Origin of the sequence: Streptomyces azureus (genome assembly GCF_001270025.1) — a bacterium.
Lineage (GTDB): Bacteria > Actinomycetota > Actinomycetes > Streptomycetales > Streptomycetaceae > Streptomyces > Streptomyces azureus.
The window spans coordinates 1-24,749 of sequence record NZ_DF968346.1 but is presented as its reverse complement, the minus strand read 5'-3'; the positions used below and the strand labels follow the sequence as shown (position 1 = coordinate 24,749).

Annotated in this window: 17 protein-coding genes and 3 pseudogenes; 17 read left to right on the top strand and 3 right to left on the bottom strand. The window is 68.6% G+C overall.

Features of this window, described 5'->3' with window-relative positions:
• Positions 1–19: 19 nt before the first annotated feature.
• Genes AOQ53_RS26295 through AOQ53_RS26285 form a run of 3 tightly spaced genes read left to right on the top strand, consistent with a single transcriptional unit; the run spans position 20 to position 3,924 of the window.
• Positions 20–2,080, top strand: coding sequence for a beta-galactosidase (locus tag AOQ53_RS26295; RefSeq protein ID WP_059421119.1), 2,061 nt, complete (start codon positions 20–22; stop codon positions 2,078–2,080).
• A 31-nt stretch (positions 2,081–2,111) separates the two neighbouring features.
• Entirely contained in the window at positions 2,112–3,023 is a 912-nt protein-coding gene (locus tag AOQ53_RS26290; protein ID WP_059420951.1) for a carbohydrate ABC transporter permease, read from the top strand.
• Between the two features lies 1 nt (position 3,024).
• Positions 3,025–3,924 carry a carbohydrate ABC transporter permease gene (locus AOQ53_RS26285; RefSeq protein WP_059420949.1) on the top strand — a complete coding sequence of 300 codons (900 nt, stop codon included), beginning with the start codon at positions 3,025–3,027 and terminating at the stop codon, positions 3,922–3,924.
• Positions 3,925–4,482: 558 nt separating this feature from the next.
• Here AOQ53_RS26285 and AOQ53_RS26280 read toward each other — a convergent pair.
• Entirely contained in the window at positions 4,483–6,411 is a 1,929-nt protein-coding gene (locus AOQ53_RS26280; protein ID WP_167745764.1) for a rhamnogalacturonan lyase, read from the bottom strand.
• Between the two features lie 719 nt (positions 6,412–7,130).
• Between AOQ53_RS26280 and AOQ53_RS26275 the strand changes: the two genes are divergently transcribed.
• The 12 genes and pseudogenes from AOQ53_RS26275 to AOQ53_RS26225 all read left to right on the top strand — a co-directional run bounded on the left by AOQ53_RS26275 (position 7,131) and on the right by AOQ53_RS26225 (position 21,536).
• Positions 7,131–8,228, top strand: a complete 1,098-nt coding sequence (locus AOQ53_RS26275) for a poly(ethylene terephthalate) hydrolase family protein (protein WP_236711826.1) — start codon at positions 7,131–7,133, stop codon at positions 8,226–8,228.
• Positions 8,229–8,249: 21 nt separating this feature from the next.
• Complete coding sequence (locus AOQ53_RS46575) at positions 8,250–8,369, top strand: RICIN domain-containing protein (RefSeq protein ID WP_269085471.1); 120 nt, start codon at positions 8,250–8,252, stop codon at positions 8,367–8,369.
• A gap of 507 nt (positions 8,370–8,876) precedes the next feature.
• The gene (locus AOQ53_RS26270; protein ID WP_059420948.1) at positions 8,877–11,252 is read left to right on the top strand and encodes a glycosyl hydrolase 53 family protein; all 2,376 of its coding nucleotides are present in this window, start codon (positions 8,877–8,879) and stop codon (positions 11,250–11,252) included.
• A gap of 165 nt (positions 11,253–11,417) precedes the next feature.
• Positions 11,418–11,663 carry a hypothetical protein gene (locus AOQ53_RS44875; RefSeq protein WP_059420946.1) on the top strand — a complete coding sequence of 82 codons (246 nt, stop codon included), beginning with the start codon at positions 11,418–11,420 and terminating at the stop codon, positions 11,661–11,663.
• Positions 11,627–12,002, top strand: a pseudogene (locus AOQ53_RS41635) (transposase family protein); the annotation flags it as partial. The gene AOQ53_RS44875 and the pseudogene AOQ53_RS41635, both read left to right, overlap by 37 nt.
• Positions 12,003–12,092: 90 nt before the next feature.
• Positions 12,093–12,860, top strand: a pseudogene (locus AOQ53_RS48145) (aldehyde dehydrogenase family protein); the annotation flags it as partial.
• A gap of 100 nt (positions 12,861–12,960) precedes the next feature.
• Positions 12,961–13,572, top strand: a pseudogene (locus tag AOQ53_RS47460) (aldehyde dehydrogenase family protein); the annotation flags it as partial.
• 454 nt (positions 13,573–14,026) lie between these two features.
• On the top strand, positions 14,027–14,221 hold the full coding sequence (locus AOQ53_RS45265) for a hypothetical protein (RefSeq protein ID WP_059420938.1): 195 nt from the start codon (positions 14,027–14,029) through the stop codon (positions 14,219–14,221).
• Between the two features lie 944 nt (positions 14,222–15,165).
• Complete coding sequence (locus AOQ53_RS26240; protein WP_174523351.1) at positions 15,166–15,741, top strand: hypothetical protein; 576 nt, start codon at positions 15,166–15,168, stop codon at positions 15,739–15,741.
• Positions 15,731–16,414 carry a hypothetical protein gene (locus AOQ53_RS26235; protein ID WP_236711825.1) on the top strand — a complete coding sequence of 228 codons (684 nt, stop codon included), beginning with the start codon at positions 15,731–15,733 and terminating at the stop codon, positions 16,412–16,414. Before AOQ53_RS26240 ends, AOQ53_RS26235 begins: the two co-directional genes overlap by 11 nt.
• Positions 16,414–21,120 carry a putative T7SS-secreted protein gene (locus AOQ53_RS26230; protein ID WP_078945510.1) on the top strand — a complete coding sequence of 1,569 codons (4,707 nt, stop codon included), beginning with the start codon at positions 16,414–16,416 and terminating at the stop codon, positions 21,118–21,120. Before AOQ53_RS26235 ends, AOQ53_RS26230 begins: the two co-directional genes overlap by 1 nt.
• The gene (locus tag AOQ53_RS26225) at positions 21,117–21,536 is read left to right on the top strand and encodes a hypothetical protein (RefSeq protein WP_148640382.1); all 420 of its coding nucleotides are present in this window, start codon (positions 21,117–21,119) and stop codon (positions 21,534–21,536) included. Before AOQ53_RS26230 ends, AOQ53_RS26225 begins: the two co-directional genes overlap by 4 nt.
• Before the next feature lie 431 nt (positions 21,537–21,967).
• Here AOQ53_RS26225 and AOQ53_RS44860 read toward each other — a convergent pair whose 3' ends face one another.
• Together AOQ53_RS44860 and AOQ53_RS26215 are read right to left on the bottom strand one after the other, a co-directional pair.
• The gene (locus tag AOQ53_RS44860) at positions 21,968–22,219 is read right to left on the bottom strand and encodes a hypothetical protein (protein ID WP_059420932.1); all 252 of its coding nucleotides are present in this window, start codon (positions 22,217–22,219) and stop codon (positions 21,968–21,970) included.
• Positions 22,220–22,468: 249 nt separating this feature from the next.
• The gene (locus tag AOQ53_RS26215; RefSeq protein ID WP_059420930.1) at positions 22,469–23,167 is read right to left on the bottom strand and encodes an N-6 DNA methylase; all 699 of its coding nucleotides are present in this window, start codon (positions 23,165–23,167) and stop codon (positions 22,469–22,471) included.
• A gap of 507 nt (positions 23,168–23,674) precedes the next feature.
• On the opposite strand from AOQ53_RS26215, the gene panD reads away from it, so the two are divergent.
• Both panD and AOQ53_RS26205 read left to right on the top strand, forming a co-directional pair.
• Complete coding sequence (gene panD / locus AOQ53_RS26210; protein ID WP_059420928.1) at positions 23,675–24,094, top strand: aspartate 1-decarboxylase; 420 nt, start codon at positions 23,675–23,677, stop codon at positions 24,092–24,094.
• Positions 24,095–24,122: 28 nt separating this feature from the next.
• Positions 24,123–24,467, top strand: a complete 345-nt coding sequence (locus tag AOQ53_RS26205; protein WP_059420927.1) for a GNAT family N-acetyltransferase — start codon at positions 24,123–24,125, stop codon at positions 24,465–24,467.
• The last annotated feature ends 282 nt before the right edge of the window (positions 24,468–24,749 follow it).

The following is a 24,749-nucleotide window of genomic DNA, read 5'->3' as shown; positions in this document are numbered from 1 at the left end:
GCGCACGAACGATCCGCGCATGAGCACCTTTCGCAGTCGACTGCCGGGAGTCGTCTACGGCGGGGACTACAACCCGGAGCAGTGGCCGAGGGAGGTGTGGCAGGAGGACGTCCGGCTCATGCGAGCCGCAGGAGTGCGGCTCGTGAGCCTGGGCATCTTCTCCTGGTCCGTGCTGGAGCCGGCCGACGGCCGGTTCGACTTCTCGTGGCTCGACGAGATCATGGACCTGCTGTGGGCGAACGGCATCCATGTCAACCTCGCGACCCCGAACGCCGCACCGCCGCCGTGGCTCGCCACGGACTTCCCCGAGATCCTGTCGGTCGACCGGCAGGGGGTGCGGCACGGCATCGGGAGCCGGGGGCACTTCTGCCCGTCCTCCCCGGTCTACCGGGACCGCAGCCGGCGCATCGCCACCAAGCTGGCCGAGCGGTACGGCAAGCATCCCGCTCTGGCCATGTGGCACATCGGCAACGAGTACCACTCCGACTGCTTCTGCGACCGGTGCGACGACCGCTTCCGCGCGTGGCTGCGGCAGCGGTACGGCACGCTGGACGAGCTCAATCGCCGGTGGGGCACGGCATTCTGGAGCCAGCGCTACGGCGACTGGTCCCAGGTGCACCTGCCCCAGCCCGTGCGCGGCTGGGTCAACCCCTCCCGTGAGCTGGACTTCTCCCGCTTCACCTCCGACAACCTGCTGGAACTGGTCACGCAGGAGCGTGACCTGCTCCACGCGATCACCCCCGATGTGCCGGCGACCACCAACTTCTTCGGCTGCCGGCTGACCGACAGCCACCGGTGGGCGAAGGAACTCGACGTCGTCGCCTTCGACTGCTACCCCGACCCGGGCAAGCCCCACTCGATGGCCGTCGCCGCCTTCCAGTACGACCTGATGCGCTCGCTCGGCAACGGCCGGCCCTGGATGCTGATGGAACAGGCGGCCGGCGCGGTGAGCCAGTGGAAGACCAACCAGGTCAAGCAGCCCGGCCGGATGCGCCTGGGCTCCTACCAGGCCGTCGCGCACGGCTCCGACGCGGTGATGTTCTTCCAGTGGAGGGCCTCACCCCAGGGCCAGGAGAAGTTTCATTCGGCGATGCTCCCGCACGGAGGTGAGAACACCCGGACCTGGCAGGAGGTCAAGGCGCTCGGCAACGAGCTGCGGGCCATCGACGAGGTCGTCACGGCACGGACCGGCGCGCAGGTCGCGATCGTGTGGGACTGGCAGAACTGGTGGGCCGTGGAAGGCTGCGCCCACCCGGACAACGCCCTCGACTACCGCGAGATCGTGGCCCGGCACCACCGGGCCCTGTGGAACAGCCAGGTCGCCGTGGACGTCGTCACCCTCGACGACGACCTGTCGCCCTACCGCGTCCTGGTCGTCCCCAACCAGTACCTGATGACACGCCAGCAAAGTACGGCTGTACGGAAGTTCGTGGAGGACGGGGGCCATCTCGTCGTCTCGTACTTCTCCGGGATCGTCGACGAGGACGACCGGATCGTCGAAGGCGGATACCCGGGCGCCCTGCGCGAGATCATCGGAGCGCACGTCCAGGAGTTCTCTCCGCTGCCCGCGGAGGCCGCGGTGCCGGTCCGGGCGGCGGCCGAGAAGACCGCGCTGAACGGATTCTTCGCAACCGCCTCGGTGTGGCAGGACGACCTGGTAACGGAAACCGCCCGACCGCTCGCCGTCTACCGGAAGAGCCATCTCTCCGGCAAGGCGGCGGTGATCGAGCACGAACTCGGCCGTGGCCGTGCCGTGTACATCGGCACACGTCTGGACGACGACGCCCTCGAGGCTCTGGTGCGGTACGTCCTGGACCGTGCCGGGGTGCGACCGGTGCACGCCGCACCGCGGGGCGTCGAGGTCACCGAGCGACGGACCGACACAAGCGCGTACCTGTTCCTGCTGAACCACCGGCAGGACAAGGCGACGGTCACCCTCGACCGCTCCGGCACCGACCTGATCACCGGACGCCGCATCGAGGCCGGGGAGACCCTCGTCCTCGACGCGGCGGACGTCGCTGTCGTGCGCAGCCCCCTGGCCGCGGCACAGCACGCCGAACCGTCACCCAGCGGCTCCTGAACCCCGCACCCGATCCAAGAACCCGAGGACGATGACTGTGCTTCGCAGACCCCTGAGCCGGGCGGCCAGGAAAGAAGAACGGACCGCATGGGTCTTCCTGCTGCCGTGGTTCGTCGGCATGGCCGGCGTCACGCTCGGTCCGATGGTCGCCTCGCTGTACTTCTCGATGACGGACTACAACCTGCTGAGCTCTCCGCAGTGGGTGGGCTTCGAGAACTACGCCAAGATGCTCGACGACCCCCGATTGCGTCAGTCCCTGAGCGTGACCTTCCTCTACGTCGTCCTCAGCGTGCCGTTGCTGCTGGCGGTCGCCCTCGCCCTGGCGATGGTCCTCAACCGGGGCATCAAGGGGCTGGCGTTCTACCGGTCCGTCTACTACCTGCCGTCGCTCCTGGGCTCCTCGGTCGCGGTGGGCATCCTGTGGCGGCAGGTCTTCGGCACCGAAGGCCTGGTGAACAAGTTCCTCGGACTCTTCGGCATCCAAGGCCCCGGCTGGATCTCCAACCCGGACACCGCGCTGTACAGCCTCGTCGTCCTGCACGTGTGGACCTTCGGCTCCTCAATGGTGATCTTCCTGGCCGGCCTGCGGCAGATCCCCGAGCAGTACTACGAAGCCGCCGCCCTCGACGGCGCCGGCCGCCGACACCAGTTCCGGCACGTCACCCTGCCGCTGCTCACCCCCATCATCTTCTTCAACCTCGTTCTCCAGGTCATCAGCTCCTTCCAGTCCTTCACCCAGGCGTTCGTCGTCAGCGGCGGGACGGGAGGCCCCTCGGACTCGACCCTCTTCTACTCGCTGTACCTGTACGACGAGGGCTTCGGCCGGCTCCACATGGGCTACGCCTCGGCCATGGCATGGCTGCTCGTGGTGATCGTCGGCTTCCTGACCGCAATCAACTTCTACTTCAGCAAGAGATGGGTGTTCTACGGTGACGGTAAGTGAGATGACACCCCTGAAGGCCGCAGCCCCGGCTCCTTCCCCCGCTCCCGCGCCTGCCGCGCACCGACACAGGCGGGCGGCCCGCATACGCGCCACGCTCAAGCACGTCGTGCTGATCGCCTTCGGGCTCGTGATGGTCTACCCGCTGTTGTGGATGATCGCCAGCTCGATCAAACCCGACGCCCTGATCTTCCGTGACCCCTCACTGCTGCCCACGAAGACCGACTTCAGCCACTACACCGACGGCTGGAACGCCCTCTCGCACCCGTTCGGGGTGTACCTGCTGAACTCGGCGATCGTCGTGCTGGGGGCCCTGCTCGGCAACCTGGTCAGCTGCTCCATGGCGGCCTACGCCTTCGCGCGGCTGAAGTTCCGCGGGCGGGCCTTCTTCTTCGGCATGATGATGCTGACCCTCATGGTGCCGGTCTACGTGCTCATCATCCCGCAGTACGTCATGTTCTCGAAGATCGAGTGGGTCAACACGTTCCTCCCGCTGATCGTGCCCAAGTTCCTGGCCACGGACGCCTTCTTCATCTTCCTGATGGTCCAGTTCTTCCGGGGTCTTCCCACCGAGCTGGACGAGGCGGCCAAGATCGACGGAGCAGGGTACTGGCGCATCTACTTCCGCATCCTGCTGCCGATCTCGTTGCCGGCCCTGGCCACCACCGCCATCTTCACTTTCATCTGGACGTGGAACGACTTCCTGAGCCAGTTGATCTACCTGACCAAACCCGAACTGCAGACGGCGCCCGTGGCACTGCGCAACTACGTCGACGCCACCAGCGGAGCCTCATGGGGATCACTGTTCGCGATGTCCGTCATCACGCTGATCCCGGTCTTCATCATCTTCCTCGTCGGCCAGCGCTATCTCGTCAAGGGAATCGCCACCACGGGAATGAAGTAGACCTTGGCGTGGAGTACTCAGCGAACAGCGTCGCTGTTGCAGGGGCCTGGCGCCGCGGAGCTGTCCGCGCCCCTGCCCAGGCCGGTTCCGGCCGCGCGCCGGTCCGGGATTCTGGGCCTGCTGGACCAACGCTGCTCCTCGGTCCTACGGAGTAGCCGAGGCGGCCACCACTGCTGCCGGCGGCGCCGGTGGCGGGCTGCTGCCGTAGTCGTGTGTGCTCGCAGATGGGGAACACTCCGTCGGCGCCGGGTGCGTTGGTGACGGGCCTGCCGCCAAGGGCCCGGTGGCCGGGGGAACAGACGTAGATGGTCAGCCGCCGGCTGCCGCGAGTCCAGGCGCACCGCCGCACACCTACCGCGTACGGCTGGGTCGGGGCGGTGTCCGCGAGCGCCTGCCCAGCGCCGAGCAGGGACATGCCCGGGCCCGTCGCCGGGTGTTGTCCTCACCTTGTTCACCTTCACGTTCGTCGTCGGTCCGGGAAAACCTCCAGGCCGACCGGGGGGCTGTCCCGGCCGGTCTGGAGGTGTTGTTCCTTTCCCGGGCGCCGGCGGGGTGCCGTCAGCGCACGTAGATGTTGGGCTGCGGCGGGCGGGTCATGCCGGCGCCGAGGAAGTAGCTGGGGTGGGGCGGCTGGTTGTAGGCGGTGTTCTGCCAGGCCAGGGCGGTGCGGTACTGGGCGTCGTGGGCCAGGGTGTGCAGTTTGGTGGTCGTGGGGGTGGACGTGGCGTAGATGCGCAGGGCGTTGTTGCCGGAGTGGCGCCAGATGACTTCCTCGCGCCAGTCGCCGAAAAGGTCGCCCGAGAGCACCGGGGTGGACTTGGTGCCGTTGCTGGAGGCCACGCCGCTGCCGGTGAGCAGCCGGGTGTCGCCGCCGGTGCCGTACTTGTCGATCTGCGTGCCGTTCAGCAGTTCGCGCACCGGGTCGGCGTCCCACCAGGCGAGGAAGTTCGCCGAGGACGGGTTGCGGCCGACGTTGCCGCCGGAGGAGTTGCGCAGGTTGCTCATGTTCGGTCCGGAGCCCCAGAACTCGGCGCCCGCGTTGCCGGCGTAGATGTCGCCGGCCACGCCGCGGCCGGGTCCCTCGGAGCCACTGGTGGGGGTGCGGTGGATGACCTGTCCGGTGCGGGCGTCGTGCAGGTCGGAGCCGGGCTGGTTGCTCGACTCGTGGATGGAGAAGACCTCCAGGCCGGTGCGGTTGGGCACGAAGTCGCCGACGTGCAGGGCGTCGCCGTGGCCGAAGCGCGTGGCGTACATCAGGCGGCCGTTGTCGTCGATGGTCGCGGAGCCGTAGACGATTTCCTGGCGGCCGTCGGCGTCGACGTCGGCGACGGACAGTTGGTGGTTGCCCTGGCCGTACGCGGCGCCGTTGCCCGAGGCGTTGGAGTCGAACGTCCAGCGCTTGACGAGCTGCCCGTTGCGGAAGTCCCAGGCGGCGATGACCGCGCGGGTGTAGTAGCCGCGGGCCATGATCAAGGACGGGCGCTCTCCGTCCAGGTACGCGGTGCCGGCCAGGAAGCGGTCCGCGCGGTTGCCGTAGTTGTCGCCCCAGGAGGAGAGGTTGCCGCGCGGCGGGTCGTAGTTGACGGTGGACATCGCGGCGCCGGTCAGACCGTTGAACATGGTCAGGTACTCGGGTCCGGCCAGGATGTAGCCGCTGGAGTTGCGGTGGTCGGCGCCCGCGTTGCCGATGACCGTGCCCCGGCCGTCGCGCGTGGCGTCCGCCGTCTTCATGGCCACCTCGGCCCGGCCGTCGCCGTCGTAGTCGTACACCTGGAACTGGGTGTAGTGCGCCCCGGCCCGGATGTTGCGGCCGAGATCGATGCGCCACAGCCGCTGGCCGCCCAGCCGGTAGGCGTCGATGTAGACGTTGCCTGTCACGCCGGACTGCGAGTTGTCCTTCGCGTTGCTCGGGTCCCACTTGACGATCAGCTCGTACTGCCCGTCGCCGTCCACGTCACCCGGGCTCGCCTCCACCGGTGTGTAACCCGAACCCGGCGAAGACAGCGGCACGTCCAGGTAGTTGCCGCCGGTGAAACGCAGCGAGGACTCCGAAGCCGGCTGCTCCGTGCCGTTCACCACCGCGCGCACGGTGTACGAGGCATCCGAAGGGGCGCCGTTGTCCAGGTAGTTGGTGGAGTCGGTGACCGGCGAACCGTTCACCTTCGTGCCGTTGCGGTACACGTTGAACGCCGTGTCGTAGCTCTCGGTGCCCAACAGCCGCCAGGACACCAGATTGTTCGAGCCCGAACGCACCGAGACCAGGCCCCGGTTCAGGTCCTCCATCTGCAGGGCCGAATCGGCGAGCTGGGACTGCTGGTCGGCGGCGGTTCCAGGGGTCCGCTGGACCAGTTGGTAAGGCGCGGACGTCTCGATCACGGCCGCGCTCGCGCTGGACGCGGGAAGGGTGACCAGCGAGACGGCGGCCAGCGACGCCGCCAGCGAAAACGTGACCGGCCCGCGGATTCTTCGCAGACTTCGGACGGACATGTGCGGCTCCTTGAGGTGGGGGGCAAGGGCGTGCGTGGTCCGCGGCACCATGGATGAAACGATTCACCCACGTCGTGCACGAGGGACGGGTGTTCTGAATGACTGGGAGCGCTCCCAGTGAGGCTAGAAGGGGCCTCCAGGAGCGGCAAGACCTATGCACGGACTGAATGTGACAATCTGTTTGATCAAGTGGGTTCTCCGACGCAGGGTCACGGTTGCCCGTCCCTGCATGCGGCCGATTCATGTCGGCCGTCGACTGATCTCAACCTGGAAGTAGCAGGCGGTCGTTGCCTGATCAGCGCTGGTTCCCGTCCTGCGGCGAGACTCGGAAACGTGGCGGGCTGATGCCTTGCCGTATGTCGGGTGCCTTAGTACCGTCCTCAATTGTCAACAGAACCGAAAGAACCTCAACGGCCTCTCCGGCGTTGCGGCGACGAGCCGCACGCGTCGCGACAGAACTGTCACGCCCGGGCCGGGCGACGTGCCGGTCTCGTAACTCGCCGAATCCGCCCCTGTGGTGGCGTGCTTCCGAGTCGCGCGCAGGGCCGCATGCGTCATGACGCGTCTTCCTAGGGCTCATCCGCTTGTCCCGGCGGGCTGCGGACACGCCCAACACGAGGAGGAACAACGTGCGATCACGAACCACTGAGAGCGCACCGTCCCGGAGAACCGGGTCCAGACCCCGGCGGAGAACGCCCCTGGCCGCGCTCGTGGTCGCCGTGATCAGCCTGATCAGCACCCTGGTCGCGATGCCGGCGGCGTCGGCCCGGGACAGTCCCTACCAGCGAGGTCCGGACCCCACGGTGAGCGGCGTCGCGGCCCAGAGGGGAACGTTCGCCACCGCGGAGGTCAGCGTGCCGCCCGGCAACGGCTTCAACGGCGGGAGGATCTACCACCCCACGGACACCGGCCTGGGCACCTGGGGTGCGGTCGCGGTCGTGCCCGGCTACACAGCCACCTGGAACGCCGAAGGCGCGTGGATGGGCCACTGGATCGCGTCCTTCGGCTTCGTCGTCATCGGCATCGACACCAACAGCCCCACCGACTGGGACACCGCCCGCGGTACCCAGCTCCTCGCCGCACTGGACTACCTCACCCAGCGCAGCCCGGTGCGCGACCGGGTTGATCCCCGGCGGCTCGCAGTGATGGGTCACTCCATGGGCGGCGGCGGCGCGATCAGCGCGGCCCAGCGGCGGCCGTCGCTGAAGGCGGCCGTCCCGTTCGCGCCCGCCTCGTTCTCACAGGACCTGTCCGACGTCCAGGTGCCGACGATGGTCATGGGCGCCCGGGACGACGGTACCGTCACCCCGTCCTCCCTCGACACCCTCTACGCCACCCTGCCCGCCGGCACCGAGGGCGCCTTCGTCGAGCTTTCCCGCGGCGGCCACGGATTCCCCACCTGGGGTAACTCGAACGTGACGCGACGCGTGATCCCCTGGCTCAAGCTCTTCATCGACAACGACACCCGCTACACCCGGTTTCTGTGCTCGACGTTGGCGGACTCCACCGGCGTCTCCCGGTACCGGAACACATGCCCGTACCTGCCCGGCGGGTCGACGCCCCCGCCGACGGACGAGGGCCCGATCGTCGGCGCCCGGTCCGGCCGCTGCGTGGACGTGCGGAACGACTCGCGAACCAACGGGACGCAGGTGCGGCTGCGGGACTGCTCGGGCCGGCCCAGCCAGCAGTGGACACCTACCAGCGCCGGGGAGTTGCGGGCGTACGGAAGCAAGTGCCTGGACGCCGAGGCCTCAGGTATCTCCGCGGGCACGCGGGTCATCATCCGGGGCTGCCACGGCGGCTCGAACCGACAATGAGCGGTCAACGCGAACGGCACGATCACCAGCACCCGGTCCGGCCTGTGCCTGGACGCGTACAACGCCGGAACCGCGAACGGCACCCAACTGTTCCTGTGGACCTGCCACGGCGGGTCCAACCAGCGGTGGACTCACGGATGAAACGGGCGGGCCCGAGGCCCGAAGCCGGATCGAGCCGGAGCGGGCGGCGCGCCGGGCACTCCGGCCGACGCCCGGGTCTGCTCCGGGCCCGATGCGGGGCACACGGGACCGGGCCGGTTGGAGCTGCACTCCTTCGCCATGGTCTGTGCCCTCCTGCTCAGCCCCGGGCCTGGCCCTCCGCCTGCTCCAGTGCAGCCTGGCCCACATCAACACCCTGCCGCTCGGGCGGGTGGTCGCCGGGTCGGCTTGCGCGGAGCGGCTAGGCCGCGTCCCGCCGGTCCTGCCGGGCTCGCGTCGTCGGCTACGGCGCCTCGCCGCGTTATCGATTCGCCCAAGCACGGACACGTACGAGTGGCGACCCGGTGGCCTGCGACGCACCTTCCCCCAAGCCCAGTGGTGCCTGAGGGGCGACGCGGCCGCTCCGACAAGAGCGACGGGACAAGACCCAGAAGGCTCGCTGGAACGAAGTCGTGCCCCTGTTCGGGGCACAGAGATGAGGAGTAAGCAATGATGCGAAGACATCCAGTCCGCACGGCACTCAGCATCACGACCGCCGTCATTCTGGCTTGCGGCGCGGCGGCATTCGGGCCGGTCGCCCCGGCCTCCGCACACTACGGCGAGGCCGAGATCTCACCGATCGAGAGCGACATCAGCGCGAAATCCTGGGCGAGCGTCGACGTCAGCAGCGGGTCGTCCACCGCTGACCTGGCGATCGACCAGGACGACAAGACCGCGTGGAAAGCGGACGGCACGTCCACGAACCAGTGGCTGACCCTCGATCTGGGCGGCGCCTACGACAACGTCAGGAAGGTCGAGGTCGTCTTCCCGGGCACCGGGGCCGCGTACCAGTACGTGGTCGAGTCGTCCGCGGACGGCGACAGTTGGAACGTCATCGCCGACCACTCGGCCAACCACCAGCCCGCTCGCGGATCGGTCGACCTCTTCACCCGGCCGGGGACGAGATTCGTGCGGGTGACGCTCACGGGAGCCTCGCCCGGCGCGACCTTGGGAATCAGTGAACTCAGCGTCTACAACTATCTGCGCGACGACCTGATCCTCGGCGCCGATGCCTCCTGGGTGGACAACGACGTCGCCGAAGGACGCAAGTACTGGGTGAGTCCGACCGAGGAGGACCGAGGCGCGGGTCCCCACCTGCTCGACGTGCTCCAGGACCGTGGTGTCGAGTACGTCCGGCTGCGGGTCTTCAACGAGCCGCGCAGCGAGTCCTCGGGCGACGTACTGTCCGTCCCGTACCAAGGCCCCAAGCGGTCACTCGAGGTCTCCAAGTGGATCAAGGCAGAACGGGACATGGGCCTGGGGATCGACTTGCACTACGCGGACTCGTGGGCCGACCCGGCCAAGCAGCCGAAGCCGCGGGCGTGGGCACAGCTGGAGTTCGACGACCTGACCCAGGCGGTGTACGACTACACCTACGACTACGTCGAGCAGTTGATCGAGCAGGGCACGACGCCGGACAAGGTCGCGATCGGCAACGAGATCGTCAATGGCTTCATGTACGGCAGTGAGGCGGCGTTGATCGGCACCACCGATCCGGCGTACTTCCGGAACCAGCCGGAGATCTACCGGTCGCAACCCGGCGGTGGCCTGCTCTGGAAGTACTGGGGCTCCGACGACCCGAAGGAGCGGCGGCTCTACGAGGAGGCGTGGGACCGGTTCACGACGCTGTCCGCGGCGGGGATCCGCGCGGTCCGCGACGTGTCGGCCGACCAGGGCGAGGACATCGACGTCGAGACGCACATCATCATCGGCAAAGATCGGGGCGCCAAGACGCTCGAGTTCTGGGACCAGTACCTGACCCGGGTGAAGGCCAAAGGCGCCGCCCCGGACGTTCTCGCCCATTCGTACTACCCGGAATGGCACGGGTCGCCGGACCACTACGAGTCCAACCTCAACGCGGTGGCGGCGGCGCACCCCGGGTACAAGATCGAGATCGCCGAGACCTCGTACCCGGCGTCGGGCGGCGGCGGGGCCCCGATGCCCAACTCGACGTACCCGCGGACCGTTCAGGGGCAGGCGGACGCCCTACAGCGCGTGTTCCAGATCGCCAACGACATCCCGGACAACCAGGGCTTGGGCGTTCTGGCGTGGGAGCCGGCGAGGTGGCAGTCCTTGTTCACCGCCGTACCGGGCATGACGCGCACCTGGGAGCCGAACGCGTCGATCGACATCTTCACCAAGAGTCGCGCGTCCCACGTGGTGGAGGACACCGTGTACGCGTCCGCGCTGGTCGGCGACGAGGCGGTGCTGCCGGATTCGGTGCGGGTGCTGACCATGGCCGATGGTTCGACCGAGCCGGTCCCGGTGGAATGGGACCCGGTACCGGACGGCGCCACCGACACGGCCGGCCGGCTCACGGTCAACGGCTCGACCGAGTACGGTCCGGTGACGGCGAAACTCGACGTGGTCGAAACGTATGCCGGCCTCGACTGTGACCGGGAGATCACCGGCCGGCATGCCGGGCCGTTGACGGTGACCGAGGGCGTGACCTGCCTGGACGGAGCGACGGTGTCGGGCCCGGTGTCGGTGCGTGCCGGTGCCTCGCTCCAGGTGGACGGTGCGGTGATCGCCGGCCCGGTGCGGACCGACGGCGCGGCGGGGGTGGTGATCTGCGACAGCCGGATCTCCGGCCCGGTGACGTTGTCCGGGACCTCGTCGGTGACGATCGGCAACCCGGTGCTGGGATGTGCTCCGAATACGATCAGCGGCCCGGTGACGGTGACGCGGACGCATGGGTGGAACGTGATCGCCGGGAACACGATCAACGGCCCGCTGACGTGCGGGGGAAACGCTCAGCCACCGGTGAACAACGGATCGGCCAACACGGTGAGTGGTCCGAAGTCGGCGCAATGCCGCGACCTGTAGCGATCTGACGTCCGGCTGTTTCGAGGCGCTGCCGGGCCGGGAGACCGGGCCTGGCAGCGCGCTCACGGAACCCGGCACCGCCGGGTGTTGGTGGTGTCCGAGGGATAGCGGCGAGGACGTATGAGGGACGCAGGTCATGCAGCCCGTCCGGCAGTCGGTGGCCTGATGACGCTGGCGGAGGGCGGCAGCTGCCTCTTCGCGCTCCACGAAGAGGTGCCCGTAGCGCCGGCAGGCCACCCCGGTCACGTCCCCGACCGTGACGATGGCCGGTTCGCCGCGTGCGGCCCGGCGACGCACTTCGGCGATCGCCATGTCCGCACAACGCAGCAGGTTCCTGGATGGTCCCGGATCACGGCCGACTGGGCCCGTTTCACCGACTCCCGCCGCACCGACCTGCGCCGGTCGGCCTGACGCACCTGCGCAAGCACGACACGCTCGTCCAGATCGCCGCCGGCTTCGGTATCTCGGCGGGCACCGCTCACGCCTGCACCACTGCGGTGATCGGCCTGCTCGCTGACCGTGCACCCGGCCTGCTCAACGTGCTGCGCGAGACCGATCCCGACTCCGTCCTGCTCGACGGCACTCTCGCGGAGTGCGATCGCCTGGGCGACGGTCAGGCTGACCACTGGCACCAAACACCGCCGCCACGGCGTGCACGCGCAAGTGGTGACCGAACCGGTTGGCCGGCTGCTGGGGATCTCACCCGCGCTGCCCGGCCGCGCGCCCGACCTGACCGCGGCCCGCACCCACGAAAAGCTACCTGCAGGACACCTGGGTCGCGCCGTCTGCCGCCGACACAACGGCAGTTGACGTGCACGACGCCGTCACCGGCGAGACGGTGTGCCGCGTCTCCTCCCAAGGCCTCGACCTCGCGGGTGCGTTCGACCATGCGCGCCGCGCCGGCGGCACAGCGCTGCGCGCGCTGAGCTTCCACCGGCGGGCCGACCTCCTGGACGCGCTCGTCGCGGCCGTCCGCGCCCCACCCGTGAAGAGCTGTACGCCCTCTCGACCCGCGCCGGCGCCACCCTCAACGACGCCCGCTACGACGTCGACGGCGGCATCCGCGTCCTGCGCGACTACGCGGCCCGCGCCCGCACCGAGCTGCCGGACGGGCCCCACCTCGTGGAAGGCCCCGCCGAACGCCTCGCCCGGGGCGAGGACTCCCTGGGCGTCCACCTCGTCAGCCCCTCCCCGGGCCTGATGCTCCAGGTGAACGCCTTCAACTTCCCGGTGTGGGCGCCGCTGGAGAAGCTCGCCCAGGCCGTGCTGGCGGGCATGCCCAGCGTGGTGAAGCCGGCCACCCTGACCGCCTACCTCGCCGAGCACCCGGTCCGGATCGTCGCGGACGCCGGCGTGCTGCCGCCCGGAGACCTGCAGATGGTCGCCGGTTCGGTGCGCCCGGCGCTCGGCCTGCTCGGCGAGCAGGACGTCCTCTCCTTCACCGGCTCCGCCGCCGCCCGGACGCTGCGCACCCACCCCGACCTGGTGGCCCGTTCGGTCCGGTTCAACGCCGAGGCCGACTCCGTCAACGCCATCGTGCTGGCCCCGGACGTCACCCCGGGTTCCCCGCTGTTCGAGGCGTTCGTGCGCGAGGTGGTGACCGAGATGACCGTCAAGGCGGGCCAGAAGTGCACCGCGATCCGCCGCGGCCTCGTCCCCGCGAGCACGAGGCCGCAGCGCGCGACGCGATCGCCGCCGAGCTCGCCGGAGTCGCCATCGGGAACCCCGCCGCGGAGGTGTGCGGATGGGGCCGGTCGTCAGCCTCGCCCAGCGCGACGACGTACGGCAGGTGGCACGGAAGATCGCCGAGTCCGGACGCTTCGTGCACGGCGACCCCGAGGAGGTGCGCGTGCTCGACGCCGATCCCGAACGGGGGGCGTTCCTCGACACCCTTCTCGTCTCCGCCGACCCGGACGCCGCCGCACCTCACGAGGTGGAGCCGTTCGGACCGGCCGCGACCGCGCTGGCCTACCGCGACACGGCCCACGCGACGGCCCTGGTGGCGCGTGGCCGGGGCAGCCTCGCGGCCTCCGTCGTCGGCGACGACCTCGTCTGGACGACCGCCTTCGTCCAGGAGGCGGCCCCCTGGCACGGGCGACTGCACCTGCTGGACTCGACGAACATGGCGCAGACCACCGGCCACGGATCGCCGCTTCCGGCCATGAAGCACGGGGGCCCCGGCCGGGCCGGCGGCGGAGCGGAGATGGCAGGCACCCGTGGTGTCGTAAACCTGATGCAGCGCACGGCACTGCAGGCCTCACCACGGGTTCTCGACTCGCTGCGGAGCACCCCGTCGTCCTCGCCTGCCGGCCACGCCTGACGTCATGCGGGCCGGGCGGGCACCCTCGCGCACGCGCCACCAGCCGTCCGCCGAGAAGCCCTGACCACCTGCCCGCAAGGGCCTGAGATCTCCGAGCCTGTGGTAAAGCCGGGCATGGTTGTACGCTACGGGGACCGCCCCTGACCTGCGAAGCAGGCAGGGAGCAGACAAACCGGGAGCCTCTCCATGCTGCGCACCATGTTCAAGTCCAAGATCTAGTGTCTGGGTGTTTCCGCAGGTCAGAGCCCGGATTGTGGCATTCGGGTCAGCAAATGGTCAGCATCAAGCTGGACGGTGTCCGGCTCTCTGCGGTACGAGGTTCGGGCCGGGCGGGGGCGCGAACCCACCGGCTCTCTCCCACGTCCGGCGCTCATCATGGAAGAGGGCGGCCTGCCGGGCGCGGAAGAGGGAGATGCCGTCGGCGTTCTCACGCATGAAAGCATCGTGCTCGGCGGTGGCGTGTCTGAGCGGCCGACTGCGAGCGGAGTTTCGCCTGAGAGAGAACACGGGCACGCACTGCACGCCCCGCGTCCTGGCGGAGGAAGTCGTGCTGCACGCGCTGGGGTCGCTGGTGTACGAGCCGGACCCGCTCCAGATGGCGGACGCGGGGGAGTGGCGCCTGAAGTCGAAGGCCCGGCTTCTCGTCTGAAGGTCGCGGACATCGCGATGGGCTCGGCTGCGTTCCGGTGGCGGCATGCCGTCACCTGGCGGACCGCCTGATCGAGGCGTGGGGAGGCCGAGGGCAGCCCGGACGCGATGGCGTGCCGGGCAACCGGGCCGTGGACGCGGTGACGGCAGCGGACGCGGAGCAGGATTCGGTGGTCGTTGATGCATGGCGCCAGACCATTGAGCAGTGCCTGGCCCCGGGGCGGCTGCGGCTGGGGGGAGACTTGATCCCAAGGGCAGCGCTGGCGACGTGCGCGTCGACGCGGGTGCTGTGGTCCGAGGGGGCCCGCGGGGAACGGGTTCTGGATCTGTTTCGAGGGCTGCCTGGATCGTTGAGAAGTTTGTCGCGAATGAGGTCGAGGGCGACTCCAAGTGGTTCGGGAGGCTCGGGCCATGGCGGAGAATTGCTGACGGCGGAGTTGCCGGAGGGGGCGTTGGAACGACGGCCTGTGCATTGGCCGTTGGTGCCTCCGGAAGTATTCACACTCAGGGCGGATTTACTGCGGACGCCCGGCTTCCCCGCCAGCTCGCCGTCGAGCAGTTTCCCCCAGTGGACCGGCGCCTCCGACCGCCCACACTGAGTCTTCCCGGTAAGTGTCCATCGATCGCTGTGACCGCGACGCTGGGCTGCGGACCATGCGGTTCCCCAGGCTGTTGCATGATCACCGGATCGTGGCCGGAGCGCGCAAGGGTACGTGCGTTGGGCTGTTACCAGCAGGAAGGCGGTGCTCGCAGACCGCCCCGCAGCCCCGGTCCTGCTCCAGGTCGCGTACGCCAACACCATCTGAGCGATCGCTCTCACGACTGTAACGGGCCCTCCGCGCAGATGAGGGATCGGGGGAGTCGGCGCCGACTTGACAGCCAAATCCTGCCCCGGCCGGTGGTCCGCGTTGCGCTCGACAATATGGGGATGTGATGATCCCGGGCATGGCTGAAGAAGGGGGCGAGGGCCCGGAGATCCCCAGGTCCAGGCTGTACGACTACCTGGAGAACGCTGACCCGGACGACAAGGTCGGGCAGGCGCCGCGGGACAGCGTTGAATCGTCATCGCCTGGCCCCCTGACGGGAGCTGCAATATCGCCGACCGCCGCGGCCCTCTCTCCGGGCAGCACGGACGACAGTGCCCGTGCCCGGCGCGAGTTCGCCGCCCTGCTCGGTGAGTTCCGCCGTACGCCCGTACTCGTGCCGCTGGACGAGGATGAAGCCCCGCTGGTCGGGGACTACGGCGGCATCCGGTGGATCTACGCCTTCTCGGACGAGTCGGCGCTGGCCAGGTTCGCGATCGCGCGGGGTGAAGGCTCGCGGGAGTGGGAGTACCGACGTGTGCTGGGGGCGCGGTTGCTGGATGCCGGTGTTCCGGCGACGGGGGTGCCGACCGGGGTGGCGTTGGACGTGGGCAGTGACGGGGGCGGCGTGCTGTTCCCGCCGGTGGCGGGGATCGTGCCGGATGCGGCCGCAGTGGACACGGAGACGGTGGACGTGGAGGACCGCGGTGAGCGGTGAAATGGGCGGCGGCAGCGGCGGCAAAGACATCCAGGCGATCGGCCTCGATGCCATCGCGCAGGGCATCACGCTGACACTGTCCGAGTTGAAGGAGCTCGGCATGGACAGCATGGCCGGTTCCGGCCGTGGGTTCGAGGAGCTCGCGCTGTCTGGAATGCAGTTGGGGCACGATGGGCTGACCTCGGCCTTCAAGTCGTTCTGTGAGCGCTGGGAGTGGGGCGTGCGCGACCTCGTGATCGAGGGCAACCTCTTCGCGCAGAACGTGGGCCTGTCGGCGGGCACGTTGCACGAGACGGATCAGTACGTGGAGGGCGCCCTGAAGATCGGCGTCAACTCCCTCATGGGCAACCCGTACGCGTCCGAGGATGAGGTCACACAGATGGGCTGGCGCCAGATCGCCGGCACCGGTATGGACTCCCTCAGGAACCCGGACTACAGCGCGGAGTCCTTCGACCAGGCGTGGGACAACAGCAAGCAGGGCTGGATGGACGCGAGCCGCGACATGATGACCTCGCAGGCGATGTCCGGCCCCATCCCCGGCCCGCTGAACGTCCAGCAGGCAACGGGCGTGAGTGACGAGCAGTACGAGACCTTCCTGGACGCGACGTTCGGGCCGTCGGCCGAGGAACGGGCCCAGCAGCCCCAGCCCCAGCAGGGCGAGGAGAGCCGCTGATGGGCTTCGGTGATCTCGTCAACGGCGGACTGGGCAAGCTTGAGGACGGCTGGGAGGAGGGTAAGAAGCTTGTCGGTGAGGGTGTCGACAAGGGCACCGATCTCGTCGGTGCGGGTCTGGAGAAGGTCGGGGCCGAGGGCTGGGCCGACAAGGTCGAGGACTTCGGCGACGAACTGGCCTCGGACCTCGGTGCCACGCCGGGCGAGCAGCAGCTCGGGCAGACCGAGCAGGCGAACGAGCTGATCCACGGCAACCCGGGCACCATCCGGGCGTCCGCCTCGCACCTGAAGGACTTCCGCAAGGCCTTCGACAAGGTCGGCGACGGGATGCGGAAGCTGGACTCCTCGCACTGGAAGGGCGAGGCCGCTGACACGTTCCGCGAGAAGTTCGCCATGCACCCGACCAAGTGGCTGCACGCGGCGGACGCCTGCGAGAAGGCGGCCAAGGCATTGGAGGACTTCGCCGACACGGTCAAGTGGGCGCAGGCCCAGGCCCAGGACGCCATCGACCTGTACAAGAAGGGCAAGAAGGCGTCGGACGACGCGGCCGACTCCTACAACAAGCGCGTCGACGCCTACAACGCCAAGCTGAAGACGAACGAGGACCCGGGCCCGCGTCCCGAGCCCTTCAAGGATCCGGGCACCGCCGACATCAAGCGCGCCCGCGAGATCCTCGCCGAGGCCCGCCGCCAGCGCAACGACGCCGGCCGTACCGCCGCCACGTCGGTCCAGGCCGCACTCGCCCACGCACCCGCAGAACCGCCTGCCCTGGACCGCCTCCGGGCCAACGCCGAGGACGGGTACGTGGCGGTCAACACCGAGATCCTCCACGTCGCTGGTGGTGTGGTCAAAGGCGGGGCGGGCCTGGTCAACTTCGCCCGAGGCATCAACCCGCTCGACGGGTACAACATCACCCACCCCGCCCAGTACCTCCAGAACGTCAGCATGACGCTCTCCGGTCTCGTCTCCACTGCCGCGCATCCCGAGCGCGTGGTGAAGTCCGCGTGGGAGGGCTTCAAGAAGGATCCGTCCGAGGGTATCGGCCGCCTGATCCCCGAGCTGATCGGCACCAAGGGGCTGGGGCTGGCGAGGGGCGGGCTGCGGACCGCGGTGAAGGAGGGGATGGAGGGGGCAGCGAGCAGAGAAGCCAAGGGCGCGGCGGACGCCGCCAGAAAGAACCCGGAGCAGCACGACACCCCGAACCCGCGGGAGAAGGTCGAGCGCGATCCCACAGACCCGGTCGACCTCACCACCGGCAAGATGTACCTGCCGCAGACCGACGTGGCGTTGCCCGGCGCCCTCCCCCTCGTCTTCAGACGGCGGGTGGAGTCGGGGTACCACTACGGCAGGTGGTTCGGCCCCTCCTGGTCCTCCACCCTGGACCAGCGCCTGGAGATCGACGCAGAGGGAGTCGTTCTCGTCACCGAGGACGGCCTTCTCCTCACCTACCCGCACCCGGCCCCGGGCCTCCCCACGCTTCCCTCCCACGGCCCGCGCTGGCCGCTGGACCGCGAGAACGGCGGCTACACGGTCACTGACCCCACCACCCACCGCGTCTGGCATTTCGCCGACCGCACCGACGACCTGGCGGTCCTGGAACAGATCGACGACCGCAACGGCAACTGGATCACGTTCGAGTACGACGCCGAGGGCACCCCGCTGGCCGTGATCTCCAGCGGCGGCTACCACGTCCGTGTCACCACGGAGGCGAGCCGCGTGACGGCCCTCCAGCTCGCGGCCACGGGCGAGGAGCTGAAGCGCTACGCCTACACAGACGGTCACCTCACCGAGGTCATCAACTCCTCAGGCCGACCTCTCCGCTTCACCTACGACGAGTCCGGCCGCATCACCTCCTGGACGGACACGAACAACCGCGGCTACACGTACGAGTACGACGACCAGGACCGCTGCGTCGCCGAGGGCGGCACGCACGGCCACATGACCCTGCGCCTCTCCTACGACGACAGGGACCCGGACACCGGCCTGCGCGTGACGACCACGACCACCGCCGAAGGTCACACCCGGCGCTACGTCGTCAACGACGCCTGCCAGATCGTCGCCGAGACCGACCCCCTCGGCGCGGTCACCCGCTTCGAACGCGACCGTTACCACCGCCTCCTCTCCCGCACCGACCCCCTCGGCCACCGCAGCACGTTCCACTACGACGAGTCGGGCAACCTCCTCACCCTGACCCGCCCCGACGGCCGCGAGGCAAGAGCCGAGTACAACGAGCTCGGCCTGCCGGTGAAGGTGGTGAACGCGGACGGCACGGTGGTCCGCCAGACGTACGACGAACGGGGCAACCGCACGTCGGTGTCCGACCCGTCGGGCCAGACCACGCACTTCACCCACGACGAGGCGGGCCATGTCACCTCCGTGACCGACCCGCTGGGCCACACGACCACTATCGTGTGCGACCGCGCGGGCCTCCCCCTGGAGATCACGGGCCCGCTCGGCGCGACCACCCGCTACGAACGCGACGCCTTCGGCCGCCCGGTCACCGTCACCGACCCCACGGGCGCCGTGACCCGCCTGGAGTGGACGGTGGAGGGCCACCTGGCCCGCCGTACGGCAGCAGACGGCTCGACCGAGTCATGGACGTACGACGGCGAGGGCAACTGCACCACCCACACGGACCCGGTTGGCGGGGTCTCCCGCTTCGAGTACACCCATTTCGACCTGCTGACCGCCCGCACGGGTCCGGACGGCGTCCGCTACGACTTCGACCACGACCTGGAACTGCGGCTGACGAAGGTCACCAGCCCGCAGGGCTTGACGTGGAACTACGAGTACGACGCGGCCGGACGCCTCATCACGGAGACGGACTTCGACGACCGCACGCTCACGTACACGTACGACCCGGCCGACCGTCTGGCCTCCCGGACGAACGCACTCGGTGGGGTGACGCGGTTCGAGCGCAACGAGCTGGGCCAGGTGATCCGCAAGGAGGCGGCGGGCCGGATCACGACGTACGCGTACGACATGACGGACCAACTGACGGAGGCCATCGGCCCGGACGACACACGTCTGACCCTCCTGCGCGACCGCTTTGGCCGCCTGCGCTCGGAGACGGTCGACGGCCGCACGCTGACCTACACCTACGACGAGATGGGCCGTCGCACGGGCCGTATGACCCCGACCGGCGCGACGACGACATGGTCGTACGATGCCGCGGGCCGCCGCACCGGCATGGTGGCCTCAGGCCGCTCGATCGACATCACCTACGACCCGGCAGGGCGCGAACTGATCCGCCGCATCGGCGAGACTGTCACCCTGGAGCACACCTTCGACCCCCTGGGCCGTCTGACCACCCAGTCGGTGACGGGTACGGGCGACCGTGCCGTGCAACACCGCTCCTACACCTACCGCGCCGACGGCAACCTGATCGGTATCGACGACCGCCTCTCGGGCTCCCGCCGCTTCGACCTGGACGCGACGGGCCGGGTGACGGCGGTCCACGCGGCGAACTGGTCGGAGACGTACGCGTACGACGCGGCAGGCAACCAGACGACGGCACACTGGCCGTCCTCACACCCCGGCGCGGACGCAACCGGCCCCCGCGACTACGTGGGCACCCGCATCACCCGAGCCGGCAACGTCCGCTACGAACACGACGCCCTCGGCCGCATCACCCTGCGCCAGAAGACCCGCCTGTCCCGCAAGCCGGACACGTGGCGCTACGAATGGGACGCGGAGGACCGCCTCACGTCGGTGACGACTCCGGACGGCACGCGCTGGCGCTACACGTACGACCCCCTGGGCCGCCGCACGGCGAAACTCCGCCTGGCGGAAGACGCCCAAACGGTCGTCGAGCGCGTGGACTTCACCTGGGACGGCACGACCCTGTGCGAACAGACCACCACGTCCATCGACCTACCCAACCCAGTCACCCTGACGTGGGACCACCGGGGCCTGCACCCCGTCGCCCAGACCGAGCGCATCACGGCCGCAGACGCACCACAGGAGGAGATCGACTCCCGCTTCTTCTCCATCGTCACCGACCTGATCGGCACGCCGACCGAGCTGGTCGACGAACACGGAGACTTGGCTTGGCGAACACGCAGCACCCTGTGGGGCACCACCTCATGGGCCGCGAACAGCCCCACCTACACACCCCTCCGCTTCCCCGGCCAGTACTACGACCCGGAAACGGGCCTGCACTACAACTACTTCCGCCACTACGACCCCGAAAGCGCCCGGTACCTTACCCCCGATCCGCTCGGGCTCGTCCCAGCGCCCAACCCAACCACCTATGTTCGTAATCCACACGGACAATCTGATTCACTCGGACTTGCTCCCGAATGTCCTCGTGGCAAGAATGGGCGCGGCACTTACGACTTCAGGGAGCCGAACCCGAACTATCCGCCCGACGAAGGAGCGGCCGCAGCCATGAGGTCTGCTCCGATTGGTGGGAATATCGACTGTTCGGAGATTGCGGAGTACATCCTAAGAGAGGGTGGAGGGCGAGGGAACATCATCAATTTCACGATGCGTGAAAGTTCAGCCATTAACATTCCTGAAGATGCAGGTCGTATAGTGACGGAATATCGCTATCATGACGTTTATACGGACGGGCGATACGTGTACGATCCCGCGATGAGCTCAAAACCAATTCCATACGGTGACTATGAGCGAGCCATTCGTCTGGAGAATCCGGGAAAGAAGCTTATCGTCCAAGATGGGGGATACTCCGGCCCCCTCTGGTGACGAATGAATGGATGATTATGTCGAGTCGTGGCGAGCAGGCGGTGCAGGCGCTGAGCAGGTTTGGAGAACTCGCATGGTTCAAATTGCCCACGGAATTCAATGCTGCATATGGCTATGCTCAGGTTCCTTACATGGGGTGGCGCTACGCGTTCCCAGAAGAAGGGGTGGCGCAGCTCATTGAAGCTGCCGTGAGGGCTCTGCCGACGCAAGTTGACTGGGAAATCGACAGAACGCGCAGAAACTGGGTGCTGGTCCCAACGCGGGTCCTGCGTGAGGCGCACGGGCTCGCCGACCCCAGCTTCAGAGACGTTGTTCACTCTATCAACGTTCAAGATCAAGAATTTTGCCTCAAAGCGCTGTCAGATTTCGAACTCATCATCCAGCATCTGCTGCGGGTACACATCTCGGAAGACTGAGGCAGTAAGCTTTCCCAACCTCATTTTGAGCTGGTCAGTTGCAGGGGCAGCACCGGCCGACGGCCTACCCCGGCGGTGAGGCGACCGGCCCCTGCGAGTACGTGGGCACGTGCATCGCTCAAGCCGGCAACGTCCGCTATGAAAACGATGAGCTGGGCCACATCGCCTTGCGCCAGAAGACGCACTGTCGGCCCAAAACCGGACACCAGGCGCTACGAGTGGGATGCGGAAGACCGCCTCATTGGGATGACGACACCGGACGGCACGCGCTGGCGCTACAGGTACGGCCCCCTTGCTGCCGCACGGCGAGACTTCGCCTGGCGGAAAACGGCGAAACGGCTCACGGCGCTCTCGTCCCGCTCCGCGTCCACGGTCAGACGGACCCTGCCCTCGGCGAGTGACGGTGTCGGTGACGCACAGACCTCCGGACGTCAAGAGGTCGTCCATGGTGAGCAGCCCGGCAGGAAGGAAGCGAGCGGGTCGGCGGGCTTCCGCGGCCGGCTGTCGGCCTCCGGCTCGACGTTGTTGCACTCGGCGATGCGCATGAACGCCGTGCCTACCTCGGCGGCGGAGAGTTCGCCGCCGAGAGGCATGAAGCCGTACGACTGTCCGGGCTCGGTGATCGGCCAGAGCGTGTAACCGGTGGGCGCGTAGACCTCGAGGACGGGCTGCAACACGATCATCCGCGAATGGTGCGGCATGCCCTTCCCACACCGCGCCCCGCATGACGCGACGGCAGCCCGCGCATCCGCTGCGGACGTGAGGCCATCTACTCCAGTGAGTAGCCGATGGCATCCCCGAGCTGCTGCTGGTTCAACCCGGCCCACTTCCGCAGGTACTGCAAGAGCACCCCAGACGCCGACCACATGCCCGACAGAATCGGGCCCCGGTCGCTCCGCCCCGTCCGCGTGTCCCCTACCGTCCTCACAGTCTCACGCCTTTCCCATCCCGCTCCGCGCCCCGCCCACGGCCGCGCTCGCCACCAGTCCATGTCCAACGCGGCGCGCGGGAAACGGGACACGCGCCGGACCCGTACAACGCCCGTACAAGCCCCGTACAACCAAGCCCACAGCCGACCACCCACGCCGTACGACGAGGGCGACGTGCGGTCCGCCCGGCGGGAGTGGGGCGCCGTGCTTCTTCAGCAGGTCGGCCGCGCGGAGTTCGGCGACCGCGAACGGGCCTATCTGGAGCTCGAAACCGTACAGTCGCTCGGCGAGCCGGCCGATCGCGTCGGGTACATGGCGTCGCCGTGCCGCTCGGCCGCCTGCCGCGCCAACCCGCTCGATGACGGTGTGCAGGTAAGTGCCGGTGCCCATCGCGGGGCCGACGATGTACACGCTCTCGTCGCCGTAGCCGCGCGCCTTTGCCAGGCGGGTGCGCAGCACCTCTTCGGCGAGCCGGACCATCTCCTCGACGACCTGGTGCGGGGTGTAGTACGAGCCGCTGCGCTGGCGGAGGCTGTCGTCGTAGACGGAAAGGGACGACTCGTAGAGGTGGAGGTAGGCGTCCCGGTTGCCCTGCCGGATGTTCTCCCAGTCGACGGCCGCCACGGTACGGGCGAGGAGGTTCAAGGTCACTTCGAACCGCTCGTTGACGTTGTCGGTGAGCAGTTGGAGGGCTTTGCCCATCAGCGCGTGGCCCGCGTTGAGGCGGCGGCCGATCTCGTGGAAACAGACATCCCTGGCGCATTCGGACTGCCCTCACGTTGGCACGCTGCACAGTGAGCCACGGATGAGCGATCCGCCCCCCTGTTCGCCGTCGCATGGATCGTTCGACGTACGACCACGGACAACCCGCACCGCCGGAACCAGGCTGAGAGTTGTATTCGCGCATTACCGGGTCAGTTGCTCTTGGGAACTGACCCGGCTATGCCGTTCAGGTTGCTGATGCTCCGTCAGTTAAGTCAGCGTCTGGTCAGCATCAGTCCTGGCGCATTCCGCGAAGAGTGTCCGAGTAGGTGCATGGTCTGCGATGTCACAACAACCTGGTTCGCTCGGAAGCCCAGGCAGGGAGCCTTGTGTCCCAAGAGGAGCGATGTTCCCCACAATCGTCGACTTCGACGCGTGCCCGTGTAAAGTGAAGACCGCCCTTGACCTGCACAAAGCAGGCAGGGAGCCGTCTTCCAGGAGTTCAACATGCTGCGCACCATGTTCAAGTCCAAGATCCACCGCGCCACCGTCACCCAGGCCGACCTGCACTACGTGGGATCGGTGACCATCGACGCCGACCTGCTGGACGCCGCCGACCTGCTGCCCGGCGAGCTCGTGCACATCGTGGACATCACCAACGGCGCCCGGCTGGAGACGTACGTCATCGAGGGCGAGCGCGGGTCCGGCGTCGTCGGGATCAACGGGGCCGCCGCCCATCTCGTCCACCCCGGCGATCTGGTGATCATCATCAGCTACGCCCAGGTGACGGACGCCGAGGCGCGGGCACTCACCCCCCGGGTCGTGCACGTGGACGGCGACAACCGGATCGTGGACCTCGGCAACGACCCGTCCGAGCCGGTACCGGGCTCGGACCAGCAGCGCAGCCCGCAGGCCGTCCGGGCCTGACCGACGTACAGGGGACAGGAGCGTGTCCATGAGGGACCTGGAGATCCGCGACGACCGGGCGGCGGGCCGCCTGGAGGCGGTGTCCGGCGGTGAAGTCGTCGGCCGCATCGAGTACTTCGTCCTCGACAGCCCCGAACGCGCGCTCGTGCCCGTGCACACGATCGTCGAACCGGCCCACGAGGGCCAGGGCATCGCGGGCGCGCTGGCACGAGAGCTCTACGGCATCGCCCGCCGCGAGCACAGCGCCGTCGCCCCGCTCTGCCCCTACGTCGCCAAGTGGTCCGAACGCCACCCCGACGAGGCCCCACCGGCTGACCAGGCCCTGCTGACGGCGGCGAAGGACTGGCTGACCGAACACCCGGGCCGCTTCTGACTCCCGAGCCGGGACGTACGGTGTCCGAGCCCGACCCCCGTTACCCCCACCTGGCCCCTCACCCGTCCCGCGCGGGGGTGACTGGGGAAGCAGTCGATGGGTAGGCGGGGGAGTAGTCCAGAGCCGGAGTCGAGCGACTGGCTGGAGGACCTCATGATGAATCCGTATCCCGACCCCGTGCCGCCGGGGCCGACGCCGGGCCCGGAGCCGCACCCCGATCCGGTGCCGAACCCGCAGCCTCCACCGGGCCCGGAGCCGACCCCTCCGCCCCCGGCCCCGACC

What these genes read in the sequence shown, in the direction of transcription:
- AOQ53_RS26290 (WP_059420951.1), top strand. Translation starts at nt 2,112, where the DNA reads ATGACTGTGCTTCGCAGACCCCTGAGCCGGGCGGCCAGGAAAGAAGAA.
- AOQ53_RS44860 (WP_059420932.1), bottom strand. Translation starts at nt 22,219, where the DNA reads ATGATCGTGTTGCAGCCCGTCCTCGAGGTCTACGCGCCCACCGGTTAC.
- AOQ53_RS26295 (WP_059421119.1), top strand. Translation starts at nt 20, where the DNA reads ATGAGCACCTTTCGCAGTCGACTGCCGGGAGTCGTCTACGGCGGGGAC.
- AOQ53_RS26280 (WP_167745764.1), bottom strand. Translation starts at nt 6,411, where the DNA reads ATGTCCGTCCGAAGTCTGCGAAGAATCCGCGGGCCGGTCACGTTTTCG.
- AOQ53_RS26270 (WP_059420948.1), top strand. Translation starts at nt 8,877, where the DNA reads ATGATGCGAAGACATCCAGTCCGCACGGCACTCAGCATCACGACCGCC.
- panD (WP_059420928.1), top strand. Translation starts at nt 23,675, where the DNA reads ATGCTGCGCACCATGTTCAAGTCCAAGATCCACCGCGCCACCGTCACC.
- AOQ53_RS26285 (WP_059420949.1), top strand. Translation starts at nt 3,025, where the DNA reads ATGACACCCCTGAAGGCCGCAGCCCCGGCTCCTTCCCCCGCTCCCGCG.
- AOQ53_RS26230 (WP_078945510.1), top strand. Translation starts at nt 16,414, where the DNA reads ATGGGCTTCGGTGATCTCGTCAACGGCGGACTGGGCAAGCTTGAGGAC.
- AOQ53_RS26215 (WP_059420930.1), bottom strand. Translation starts at nt 23,167, where the DNA reads ATGGGCAAAGCCCTCCAACTGCTCACCGACAACGTCAACGAGCGGTTC.
- AOQ53_RS26205 (WP_059420927.1), top strand. Translation starts at nt 24,123, where the DNA reads ATGAGGGACCTGGAGATCCGCGACGACCGGGCGGCGGGCCGCCTGGAG.
- AOQ53_RS44875 (WP_059420946.1), top strand. Translation starts at nt 11,418, where the DNA reads ATGACGCTGGCGGAGGGCGGCAGCTGCCTCTTCGCGCTCCACGAAGAG.
- AOQ53_RS26240 (WP_174523351.1), top strand. Translation starts at nt 15,166, where the DNA reads ATGGCTGAAGAAGGGGGCGAGGGCCCGGAGATCCCCAGGTCCAGGCTG.